Source organism: Kitasatospora sp. NPDC023120 (assembly GCF_055560835.1).
On sequence record NZ_JBVHHY010000008.1, the window covers coordinates 37,825 to 49,607 of the forward strand.

Here is an 11,783-nt window from a genome sequence, read left to right on the forward strand (position 1 = left end):
GCCACGGACCGACGGCAGGAGAAGCAGCAGCATGGGTCAGCACCGCCGCCCGAAGTCGCGCCGCCGCCGTCTTCTGGCCCCGACCCTGTTCACCGCGCTCTCCACCGTCGTGGTGGCCGCCGTGGTCGCCGGGACGCACGGGCTGGACCTGTCCGGCGCGACGGCCGCCGGGAAGGCGGCCCGCAGCACCCGTGCCGCCGTCGCACCCACCCCGACCTCCGACACGGCAGCCGCCCCGGTCGCGGCCCCCAGCCCGACGGACGGCCCGGCCCCGACGCCGACGCCGACCGAGGCGCCCGCGCCCGACCCCGCCGACACCCCGACGGCCACCCCCGACACCCGCGGCGCCGCCCTCGGCACCACCGCCCCCGCCCCCGCCGACGTCCGCGAAACCGCCACCGTCGGCGCGCTGTTCAGCGGCGCGGTGGAGGCCGGCAACCACTTCTGCACCGCCAGCGTGCTGCACAGCGCCACCGGCAACCTGCTGCTGACCGCCGCGCACTGCCTCAACAGCACCGACGGCGTCACCTTCGCCCCCGGCTACCGCGACGGCTCCGCCCCGTACGGGACCTGGAAGGTGACCGCGATCCACACCACCACCAACTGGGCCCAGAAGGGCGACGTGGACGAGGACTTCGCGATCCTGGAGACCGCCCCCAGCAACGGGCGCAAGGTCGAGGACGTGGTCGGCGGCAACCACCTGGGCGCCGGCGGGCCCTTCGGCGCCACCGTCCGGCTCTACGGCTACCCCGCCGACAGCGAGGTGCCCGACCTCTGCACCAACACCACCGACCGGCAGAGCAGCTACCAGCGGGTCATCCGGTGCCGGGACTACCCGGCCGGCACCAGCGGCGGCCCCTGGATCAGCACCGCCACCGGCGACGTGGTCGGCACCATCGGCGGTTACCAGCAGGGCGGCGACACCGACGACGTCTCCTACAGCGCCTACTTCGACCACACCATCGCGACGCTCTACATCCAGGCCGAATCCGCCGCGTCCTGACCCGCCCCGGCCCGCCCGCACCACCCGGGCGGGCCGCGGCGGCAGGACACGAGCGCCGGGGCCCGCAGGGCCGCGGACATGACGAAGGCCCAGATCCGTGGAACAACTCCACTGATCTGGGCCCTGGTTACACTCTTGCATTCACTGCGTGAGTGCCCCCGGTAGGATTCGAACCTACGCACCCGCCTCCGGAGGGCGGTGCTCTATCCCCTGAGCTACGGGGGCCTGTTGGCCTGTCGGTCGCTTCCGCGTTCCGACGGAATGAACACTACCAGGCTTCGACCGTGGTCCGTGCACGGGTTTCCGGAAAGATCGTCGGGGCCGGATCGCCGGGTGGCGGCGCAGGCCCGGAGCGGAAGTGCCCAAAGGCCGGACGGGGCGGTGGGGCCGCGGATAACCTCGGTGAGGTGTCGGGAGTGTCCGGGCGGGTCCTCGTGGTGGACGACAGCGAGGTGATCCGCCAGCTGATCAGGGTCAACCTGGAGCTCGAAGGCTTCGAGGTGGTGACCGCTGCCGACGGCGCCGAGTGCCTGGAGGTAGTCCGCCGGGTGAAGCCCGACGTGGTGACGCTGGACGTGATGATGCCGCGGCTGGACGGCCTGCGGACGGCGGCACGGCTGCGCGCGACACCGGACACCAGTCGGCTGCCGATCGCGATCGTGAGCGCCTGCACCCCGGCGGACCTGGACCTGGGGGAGACCGTCGGCGTGGACGGCTACCTGGGCAAGCCCTTCGACCCGGCCGACCTGGTGGCCCTGGTCCGCCGCCTGATGCGGCTCGACGGGGAACCGGAGGGGCGGACCGACGGGCGGCTCGGCGCACGGGTCGACGGAAGGGGCGACGGACGGTCCGGCGGGTTTCGCCCTGAGCGAACAGATCGGACCGATCGCGGCTGAGACCCCGGGACGGACGGTGCGGAGGCGTCTCAACCGGTAAACCGAGTGGCGGGCGGGCACCCCGTCTCGCCTACGCTTGGCGTCGTGACCCCCGCAGACCTTTCCCAGGCAATCCAGGCCGCAGTGAGCACCGCCGTCGAGGCGGGCGAGCTGGCCGTCGCCGTGCCCGAGCACGTGACGGTCGAGCGGCCCAAGAACAGGGACCACGGCGACTACGCGACCAACGTGGCCCTCCAGCTCGCCAAGGCGGCCGGCAAGCCGCCGCGAGCCGTTGCCGAGGTCCTGTCCGAGCGCCTGCGAGGGATCACCGGCGTCGCCAAGGTCGACATCGCCGGTCCGGGCTTCCTGAACATCACCCTGGACACCGCCACCGCGGGCGCGCTGGCGCGCACCGTCGTCGAGGCGGGCGAGGGCTACGGCCGCAACGAGGCGCTCAAGGGCCTCAAGATCAACCTGGAGTTCGTCTCCGCCAACCCGACCGGCCCGATCCACATCGGCGGCGTCCGCTGGGCCGCCGTCGGCGACTCGCTGGCGCGCGTGCTGCGGGCCTCCGGCGCCGACGTCACCACCGAGTACTACCTCAACGACGCGGGCGTGCAGATCACCAAGTTCGCCGCCTCGCTGCAGGCCGCCGCGAACGGCCGCGAAGTGCCCGAGGGCGGGTACGTCGGCGAGTACATCGGCGACATCGCCAAGGCGCTGACCGACGCGATCCCGGGCGTGCTCGACCTGCCCGAGGAGGAGCAGCTCGAGGTCTTCCGCACCGAGGGCCTCAAGCTCATGGTCGCCGAGATCAAGCGGTCGATGGACGAGTTCGGCACCCACTTCGACGTGTGGTTCTCGGAGAAGACGCTGCACGACTCCGGCGCGGTCGAGAAGGCCATCGACCGGCTGCGCGAGCAGGGCCACGTCTTCGCGCAGGACGGCGCCGTCTTCCTGCGCACCACCGACTTCGGTGACGACAAGGACCGCGTCCTGATCAAGGCCGACGGCGACAAGACCTACTTCTCCGCCGACGCCGCCTACTACCTGTCCAAGCGGGACCGCGGCGCCGAGGTCGCGCTCTACATGCTGGGCGCCGACCACCACGGCTACGTCAACCGCCTCAAGGCCATCTCGGCCTGCGCGGGCGACGACATGAACCACAACATCGAGGTGAAGATCGGCCAGTTCGTGAAGATGCTTCGCGACGGCGAAGAGGTCCGCATGTCCAAGCGTGCGGGCAACATCATCACGATCGACGACGTGGTCGAGTGGATCGGCGTGGACGCCGCCCGCTACACCCTGGCGCGCTCCTCCACGGACTCGACGATCACGCTGGACATCAACGTCCTCACCAGCCAGACCAACGAGAACCGCGTCTTCTACGTCCAGTACGCGCACGCCCGGATGTCCTCGCTGCAGCGCAAGGCGGCGGACATGGGCATCACGCGCTCGGCCGACTTCAAACCGGAGCTGCTGAGCACGGAGTGGGAGACCGACCTGCTCGGTCAGCTCGGTGAGTTCCCGCGCGTCATCGCCGCCGCCGGCGAGCTGCGCGAGCCGCACCGGGTCGCCCGCTACCTGGAGGACCTGGCCGGCGCGTACCACCGCTTCTGGGACAACTGCCCGGTCCTGCCGAAGGGCGACGACGAGGTCACGGACCTCACGCACGCCCGCCTCTGGCTGGTCGAGGCGACGCGCACCGTGCTCGCCAACGGCCTGACGCTCCTGGGCGTGTCGGCGCCCGAGCGGATGTAAGCACCACCCCCAAGCGCACAGCGGGGGCGGCTGACGGTCAACGAGGACCGTCGCCGCCCCTCGCCATAGGTCTCGAAGGACTGGCAAACGTGAGAGAGCGAAGCGAGCGAACCATGGGAACCGCGCGTGGCGAACGCCCCGCCGAGCGCAGCGAGGTGGGCGCATGAGTCGCTCCGCACACCCCGCCGGCCCCCGCCACGGTGACGTCCTGCCCGAGGGGCACTACCAGGCCCCACCCGCCGACCTGAACGCGCTGGACCCCAAGGTCTGGTCGCGCACCGTCGCCCGCAACGCCGAGGGCGTGGCCACCGTCGGCGGGATCGACGTCCGGCAGCTGGCGGCCGAGTTCGGCACCCCGGCCTACGTGATGGACGAGGAGGACTTCCGCAGCCGGGCGCGCGCCTGGCGGGACGCCTTCGGCACCGACGCGGACGTCTTCTACGCCGGCAAGGCGTTCCTCTCCAAGGCGGTCGTGCGCTGGCTGCACGAGGAGGGCCTCAACCTCGACGTGTGCAGCGCGGGCGAGTTGGCCGTCGCGCTGGCCGCCGGGATGCCGCCGGCGCGGATCGCGCTGCACGGCAACAACAAGTCGGTGGACGAGCTCGAGCACGCGGTGAAGACCGGTGTCGGGCGCATCGTGGTCGACTCGTACGAGGAGATCGAGCGGCTCGCCGCGATCGCCGCCCGCCAGGGCGTCCGCCAGCAGGTGCTGGTCCGGGTCACCGTCGGCGTCGAGGCGCACACCCACGAGTTCATCGCCACCGCGCACGAGGACCAGAAGTTCGGCCTCTCGCTCACCGGGGGAGCTGCCGCCGAGGCGGTGCGCCGGGTGCTCGGCCACGACAGCCTGGAGCTGCTCGGCATCCACTCGCACATCGGCTCGCAGATCTTCGACACGGCCGGCTTCGAGGTGGCCGCCCGCCGGGTGGTCGGCCTGCTGGCGCGGATCCGCGACGAGCACGGCGTCCAGCTGCCCGAGATCGACCTCGGCGGCGGCCTCGGCATCGCGTACACCAGCGACGACGACCCGCGCGAGCCGGCCGAGATCGCGGCCGCGCTGGCCGACATCGTCCGCCGCGAGTGCGCCGCCGTGAACCTGGACGCCCCCCGGCTGAGCGTGGAGCCGGGCCGGGCGATCGTCGGCCCGACGGCGTTCACGCTGTACGAGGTCGGCACCGTCAAGCCGCTGGAGGGCCTGCGCACCTACGTCAGCGTGGACGGCGGGATGTCCGACAACATCCGCACCGCGCTGTACGACGCCGACTACTCGGTGGCCCTGGTGTCGCGCACCAGCGAGGCCGAGCCGATGCTGGTCAGGGTGGTCGGCAAGCACTGCGAGTCCGGCGACATCATCGTCCGGGACGCCTTCCTGCCGGCCGACCTGGCCGCGGGCGACCTCGTCGCGGTGCCCGCCACCGGCGCCTACTGCCGCTCGATGGCGAGCAATTACAACCACGCCCTCAGGCCTCCCGTGCTCGCCGTCAAGGACGGTGCGGCGCGGGTGATCGTCCGGCGCGAGACGGAGGAGGATCTCCTGCGTCTGGATATCGGATGACGAAATCCTTGTCTCAGATCATGGAACGACCGGAGATCCGTACGGAAAGTCCCGGAGACTGGTACGGACCGAAGTTCCCGGCGGCCCGGAAAACCGCCGGAAATACCGAAGCACGATGAATGCAGAGCGGAGTCGGATGATGCGTACGCGCCCGCTGAAGGTGGCGTTGCTGGGTTGTGGTGTGGTGGGCTCCGAGGTGGCGCGCATCATGACGACGACGGCCGACGACCTCGCCGCTCGCATCGGTGCCCCGGTGGAGCTGGCCGGGATCGCGGTCCGCCGGGCCGGACGGGTGCGCCCGGGCGTGCCCGAGCACCTGATCACCACCGACGCGGAGGCCCTGGTCGGCCGCGGCGACATCGACGTGGTGGTCGAGGTCGTGGGCGGCATCGAGCCGTCCAAATCCCTGATCCTGTCGGCCATCGAGCACGGCGCCTCGGTGGTCAGCGCCAACAAGGCGCTGCTCGCCCAGGACGGCACCGAGCTGCACGCGGCGGCCGCCCGGGCCGGGGTGGACCTGTACTACGAGGCCGCGGTGGCGGGCGCGATCCCGCTGCTGCGCCCGCTGCGCGAGTCCCTCGCGGGCGACAAGGTCAACCGGGTGCTGGGCATCGTCAACGGCACCACCAACTTCATCCTCGACAAGATGGACACCACCGGCGCCGGCTACTCGGAGGCGCTGGAGGAGGCCACCGCGCTGGGCTACGCCGAGGCCGACCCGACGGCCGACGTCGAGGGCTTCGACGCCGCCGCCAAGGCCGCGATCCTGGCCGGCATCGCCTTCCACACCGAGGTCACCGCGGCGGACGTCTACCGCGAGGGCATCACCGAGGTGACCGCGGCCGACATCGCCTCGGCCAAGGAGATGGGCTGCGTGGTCAAGCTGCTCGCGATCTGCGAGCGGGCGGCCGACGGCGCGTCGGTCACCGCCCGGGTGCACCCGGCGATGATCCCGCTCTCGCACCCGCTGGCCTCGGTCCGGGAGGCGTACAACGCGGTGTTCGTCGAGGCCGAGGCGGCCGGCCGGCTGATGTTCTACGGCCCGGGCGCGGGCGGCTCGCCGACCGCCTCCGCGGTGCTCGGCGACCTGGTCGCGGTCTGCCGCAACAAGGTGACCGGCGCCACCGGCCCCGGCGACTCGGTGTACACCCAGCTGCCCGCGAAGCCGATGGACGAGGTGGTCACCCGCTACCACGTCAGCCTGGACGTGGACGACCGCGCCGGCGTGCTCGCCCAGGTCGCGTCCGTCTTCGCCGAGCACGGCGTCTCCATCGACACCGTGCGCCAGCAGGGCCGCGACGGCGACGCCTCGCTCGTCGTGGTCACCCACCGTGCCACCGACGCCGCGCTGTCGGCGACGGTCGACAAGCTCCGCGCGCTGGACAGCGTGCGGGACGTGGCCAGCATCATGCGGGTCGAAGGGGAATAAGGAACTGCCATGAACGCCGTTGCCGAGAACGTCGTCCGAGGCGCGCACACCCACCAGTGGCGCGGCCTGATCGAGGAGTACCGGGACCGCCTGCCGGTCACCGCGGCCACCCCGGTGGTCACCCTGCTGGAGGGCGGCACGCCCCTGGTCCCCGCCCAGGTGATTTCCGAGCGCACCGGCTGCGAGGTCTACCTCAAGGTCGAGGGCGCCAACCCGACCGGCTCCTTCAAGGACCGCGGGATGACGATGGCCATCTCCAAGGCCAAGGAGGAGGGCGCGCAGGCGGTCATCTGCGCGTCCACCGGCAACACCTCGGCCTCCGCCGCCGCGTACGCGGTGCGGGCCGGGATGGTCTCCGCGGTGCTCGTCCCGCAGGGCAAGATCGCCCTCGGCAAGATGGGCCAGGCGCTGGTGCACGGGGCGAGGATCCTGCAGGTCGACGGGAACTTCGACGACTGCCTCACCCTCGCGCGTGAACTGTCCGAGAAGTATCCAGTGGCCCTGGTCAACTCCGTGAACCCGGTGCGGATCGAGGGTCAGAAGACCGCAGCCTTCGAGATCGTCGACATGCTCGGCGACGCCCCGGACATCCACGTCCTGCCGGTCGGCAACGCGGGCAACATCACCGCGTACTGGAGGGGTTACCGCGAATACGCCGCGGACGGCCTCGCCTCGCGCACCCCGCGGATGTGGGGCTTCCAGGCGGCCGGCTCGGCCCCGATCGTGGACGGCGCACCGGTGCTCAAGCCGCAGACCATCGCCACCGCGATCCGGATCGGCAACCCGGCCTCCTGGGACTTCGCGCTCGCCGCGCGGGACGAGTCCGGCGGCCTCATCGACAAGGTGACTGACCGTCAGATCCTGTCCGCCTACCGGCTGTTGGCCGCGCAGGAGGGCGTCTTCGTGGAGCCCGCCTCGGCCGCCTCGGTGGCCGGACTGCTGGCCAAGGCGGAGGCCGGCCTGGTCGACCCGGGCCAGCGGATCGTCTGCACCGTGACCGGCAACGGCCTCAAGGACCCGGACTGGGCGGTGGCCGGCGCGCCGCAGCCGCAGGTCGTCCCGATCGACCCGGAGGCCGCGGCCCGGCACCTCGGCCTGCTCGACCGGTAGCGGGTCCGACACTTCGACGGGCCGACCCTTTCGGGGGTCGGCCCGTCAAAGTTCTCCGCTGACACTTTTGTGTCAATTCCGCTCCGCATTCCGATCCGTTTTCGCGCCTCTCTTTGACGGACAGGGGTGCGCATTCCGGCCAGAACCTGCAACACACCAGATCGAAGGTCCACGGGGTGTACCGCTTGGGAACCTCTCTTCGATACTCTGGCTCCGGCCGTGTGGCACATGCCCCGGGCCCGGCGCCGTCCGGGCCGGCCGACGACTGTGACCGCCCGCCCCGGAGGGGGCCGCGGCGCTTTCCCCCACCCTCGCACCGACGACGCGCTCCGCGCCGCCCGATTTCCCCAGGAGAGTCCACCGCATGGCCGGTCCTGCGTTCCGTGCCGCCGCCGTCCGGGTCCGGGTTCCCGCGACCAGCGCCAACCTCGGTCCGGGCTTCGACGCCTTCGGACTCGCGCTGGGTCTGTACGACGACGTGGTCGTCCGGGTCGCCGACTCCGGCCTCTCCGTCGACATCGCCGGCGAGGGCGCCGAGACGCTGCCGCGCGACGAGCGCCACCTGCTGGTCCGCTCGATGCGCGCCGCCTTCGACCGGCTCGGCGGACAGCCGCGCGGCCTCGAAGTGGTCTGCGCCAACCGGATACCGCACGGCCGGGGCCTCGGCTCCTCCTCCGCCGCCATCTGCGCCGGCATCGTGGCCGCCCGCGCGGTCACCATCGGCGGCCCGTCCGCGCTGGACGACGACGCGCTGCTGGCCCTCGCCTCCGAGTTGGAGGGCCACCCGGACAACGTCGCGGCCTGCCTGCGCGGCAACTTCACCATCGCGTGGACCGACGAGGAGTCCGCCAAGGCGGTCTCCCTGGAGCCCTCGGAGCAGGTCGTCCCGGTGGTGTTCGTCCCGGCCGGCGAGGTGCTCACCGAGACCGCCCGCGGCCTGCTGCCGAAGACCGTCCCGCTGGCCGACGCCGCGGTCAACGCCGGCCGCTCCGCGCTGCTGGTGGAGGCCCTGACCCGGCGTCCCGAGCTGCTCCTCGCCGCCACCGAGGACCGCCTGCACCAGGACTACCGCGCCTCCGCCATGCCGGACAGCGCCGCACTGGTCGGCGCGCTGCGCGCCGAGGGCGTCCCCGCGGTCATCTCCGGCGCCGGCCCGACCGTCCTGGCCCTCACCGACGAGGCGGGCGCCGACAAGGTGCTCTCCTTCGCCGGGCACCACGGCCACGGCGGCGACCCGGCGTTTGCCGCGCACCGGCTGGACGTCGACCGCGCCGGGGCCGTCGTACTCCCGCTGGACGTCTGACGCCGGACGTCCGGGCAGCCCGTACGGGCCGTCCGCCCGGGCCCGGGCCCGGCTCCACGTCGAGCCGGGCCCGCCGGACACGATTGGCAAGCGCAAGGCTGGGGAATGTGTGAGGGGGTCGGTAGTGTTAACCTCATTGCTGCACCAGGTGCCCTCCGGGGCTCGGTGCGCCGCGTCCCGATCCCAGCACTCCACTGCCGTGGAGTCCCGGCGATGCACGGGGCGACGATTCTCCGGGAGCCCACCGCAGCGCGTACGCAGCCTGCCTGCGCGACATGCGGCCGCATCCCGAAGCCGTGACGGCACCTGACTCCCACCCGCGGCCTCCCACCTCGAGGCCAGGACGGGCGGAGCGCGGGCCACCGTCACGCGACGGGGGCCCGGGATTCGCAGGGAGCGTGGGGGTTACGCCCTCAGGGGAGGTCGACACACGACCGGCCCACGCGCCAGCACCACCGTGCTTCATGCACCGCACCTCGCAGCTCTCCCTCGACGGGCTCCCGCCATTCGAGGGATCACCGCCTCGGACCGACGCAGTCGAGCGTTGGTCAGGACAGCACAACCGGTCGCCGAGCCAGACAGGCCGACGTCCGCTCCAGGGAAGGACCCTTAGTGAGCGACTCCACCGATCTGATGGGCGCGCGCCCGGACGCCGACGCGTCGGACGCAGCCGCCGCCCCCGCTGCCCCGGCGCGGCGCCGCCGCAGCGCCGCCGCGGGCCTGGACGGCATGGTCCTGGCCGAGCTGCAGAAGCTCGCCGCGGACCTTGGCATCACCGGTACCGGACGCATGCGCAAGAGCCAGCTGATCGAGACCATCAAGGAGAAGAGCGGCGGGGACCCGCTGCTCGCCGCCGGTGGCGCCGCCCCGGCCGCCAAGCGCGCCACCGCCAAGGCGGACGCCGAGGCCCCGGCCGAGAAGCCGGCCCGCCGCACCAAGGCCGCCGCCAAGGCGGACGCCGAGGCCGCTGCCGAGCCGCAGGCCCAGATCGAGATCCCGGTCCAGGCCGCCGCCGAGACCGCCGCGCCGGCCCGTGCCGAGCGCACCCGCCGTCGTGCCACCTCGGCCGCCGGCGCCCCCACCGCCCCGGCCGCCGAGGCCGAGGCCGCCACCGTCGCGGTCGCCGAGCCCAAGCAGGCCGAGGCCCGCCCGGCCGAGACCCGCGGCTTCGAGGGCCGCGAGGACGGCCGCGAGAGCCGTCGCGACCGCCGTGAGCGGCGCGACCGCCGCGAGGGCGGCGAGCGCACCGAGCGCCCGGAGGGCGGCGAGGCCCAGGACGGCGAGGCGCGCGAGTCGCGTCGCGACCGCCGCAACCGCCGTGAGCGCGCCGACCGCCAGGGCCAGCAGGGCCAGCAGCAGGGCGGCGGCCAGGGCGAGCAGCAGGGCCGCCAGGCCCAGCAGCCCCAGCAGCCGCAGGTCCAGCAGGGCGGTTACGACGACGACGAGTTCGGCGAGGGCCGCCGCGGCCGCCGTGGCCGCTACCGCGACCGCCGGGGCCGTCGTGGCCGTGACGGCTTCGAGGCCGGCACCGTCGAGCCGCAGATCGGCGAGGACGACGTCCTGATCCCGGTCGCGGGCATCCTCGACATCCTCGACAACTACGCGTTCGTGCGCACCTCCGGCTACCTGCCGGGCCAGAACGACGTCTACGTCTCGCTCGCCCAGGTCCGCAAGAACGGCCTGCGCAAGGGTGACGCCATCACCGGTGCGGTGCGCCAGCCCCGCGAGGGCGAGCGCCGCGAGAAGTTCAACGCCATGGTGCGGCTGGACTCCGTCAACGGCATGGACCCGGAGAGCGGCCGCGGCCGTCCCGAGTTCAACAAGCTCACCCCGCTCTACCCGCAGGAGCGGCTGCGCCTGGAGACCGACCCGGGCGTGCTGACCACCCGGATCATCGACCTCGTGTCGCCGATCGGCAAGGGCCAGCGCGGTCTGATCGTCGCGCCGCCGAAGACCGGCAAGACGATGGTGCTGCAGGCGGTCGCCAACGCGATCACCCACAACAACCCCGAGTGCCACCTGATGGTCGTCCTGGTCGACGAGCGTCCGGAAGAGGTCACCGACATGCAGCGGTCGGTGAAGGGCGAGGTCATCTCCTCGACCTTCGACCGCCCGGCCGAGGACCACACCACCGTCGCCGAGCTGGCCATCGAGCGCGCCAAGCGCCTGGTGGAGCTGGGCCACGACGTGGTCATCCTGCTGGACTCGATCACCCGCCTGGGCCGCGCCTACAACCTGGCGGCGCCGGCCTCCGGCCGCATCCTGTCCGGTGGTGTCGACTCGACCGCGCTCTACCCGCCGAAGAAGTTCTTCGGTGCCGCGCGCAACATCGAGAACGGCGGCTCGCTGACCATCCTGGCCACCGCGCTGGTCGAGACCGGCTCGCGCATGGACGAGGTGATCTTCGAGGAGTTCAAGGGCACCGGCAACATGGAGCTCAAGCTCGACCGGAAGCTCTCGGACAAGCGCATCTTCCCGGCCGTCGACGTGGACGCCTCCAGCACCCGCAAGGAGGAGATCCTGCTCGGCAGCGAGGAGTTGGCCATCGTCTGGAAGCTGCGCCGGGTGCTGCACGCGCTCGACTCGCAGCAGGCGATCGAGCTGCTCCTGGACAAGATGAAGCAGACCAAGAGCAACGCCGAGTTCCTGATGCAGATCGCCAAGACGACCCCCGGCTCGGGCGACTGACTGTAGCCGGACGGCTGTCGAAGCACGGAACCCCGGATCGCGCGAGCGGTCCGGGGTTC

At 72.4% G+C, this 11,783-nt stretch carries 8 protein-coding genes and 1 tRNA gene; 8 read left to right on the forward strand and 1 reads right to left on the reverse strand.

The genetic code is table 11. From position 1 onward, the window contains the following. The first annotated feature begins 31 nt into the window (after positions 1–31). Positions 32–1,003, forward strand: a complete 972-nt coding sequence (locus tag ACZ3TI_RS13600; protein ID WP_465726380.1) for a trypsin-like serine peptidase — start codon at positions 32–34, stop codon at positions 1,001–1,003. 153 nt (positions 1,004–1,156) lie between these two features. On the opposite strand, the gene ACZ3TI_RS13605 is transcribed toward ACZ3TI_RS13600, so the two are convergent. Further along, positions 1,157–1,228: transfer RNA gene (locus ACZ3TI_RS13605), tRNA-Arg, on the reverse strand. Positions 1,229–1,419: 191 nt separating this feature from the next. Here ACZ3TI_RS13605 and ACZ3TI_RS13610 point away from each other — a divergent pair. The 7 genes from ACZ3TI_RS13610 (at position 1,420) to rho (ending at position 11,724) form a co-directional block, all read left to right on the forward strand. Continuing rightward, positions 1,420–1,899 carry a response regulator gene (locus ACZ3TI_RS13610; protein WP_465726566.1) on the forward strand — a complete coding sequence of 160 codons (480 nt, stop codon included), beginning with the start codon at positions 1,420–1,422 and terminating at the stop codon, positions 1,897–1,899. A gap of 84 nt (positions 1,900–1,983) precedes the next feature. Further along, the gene (argS, locus tag ACZ3TI_RS13615) at positions 1,984–3,639 is read left to right on the forward strand and encodes an arginine--tRNA ligase (protein WP_465726381.1); all 1,656 of its coding nucleotides are present in this window, start codon (positions 1,984–1,986) and stop codon (positions 3,637–3,639) included. A gap of 163 nt (positions 3,640–3,802) precedes the next feature. Then, positions 3,803–5,194: a diaminopimelate decarboxylase gene (gene lysA, locus ACZ3TI_RS13620; protein WP_465726382.1), complete on the forward strand. Its 1,392-nt coding sequence runs from the start codon at positions 3,803–3,805 to the stop codon at positions 5,192–5,194. Positions 5,195–5,330: 136 nt separating this feature from the next. Further along, positions 5,331–6,623 (forward strand): homoserine dehydrogenase, encoded by a 1,293-nt coding sequence (locus tag ACZ3TI_RS13625; protein WP_465726383.1) that lies wholly within the window; start codon positions 5,331–5,333, stop codon positions 6,621–6,623. A gap of 9 nt (positions 6,624–6,632) precedes the next feature. Then, positions 6,633–7,733 carry a threonine synthase gene (thrC, locus tag ACZ3TI_RS13630; protein ID WP_465726384.1) on the forward strand — a complete coding sequence of 367 codons (1,101 nt, stop codon included), beginning with the start codon at positions 6,633–6,635 and terminating at the stop codon, positions 7,731–7,733. Positions 7,734–8,097: 364 nt separating this feature from the next. Then, positions 8,098–9,036, forward strand: a complete 939-nt coding sequence (gene thrB / locus ACZ3TI_RS13635; RefSeq protein ID WP_465726385.1) for a homoserine kinase — start codon at positions 8,098–8,100, stop codon at positions 9,034–9,036. Positions 9,037–9,648: 612 nt separating this feature from the next. After that, positions 9,649–11,724, forward strand: a complete 2,076-nt coding sequence (rho, locus tag ACZ3TI_RS13640) for a transcription termination factor Rho (RefSeq protein ID WP_465726386.1) — start codon at positions 9,649–9,651, stop codon at positions 11,722–11,724. Positions 11,725–11,783: the final 59 nt, after the last annotated feature.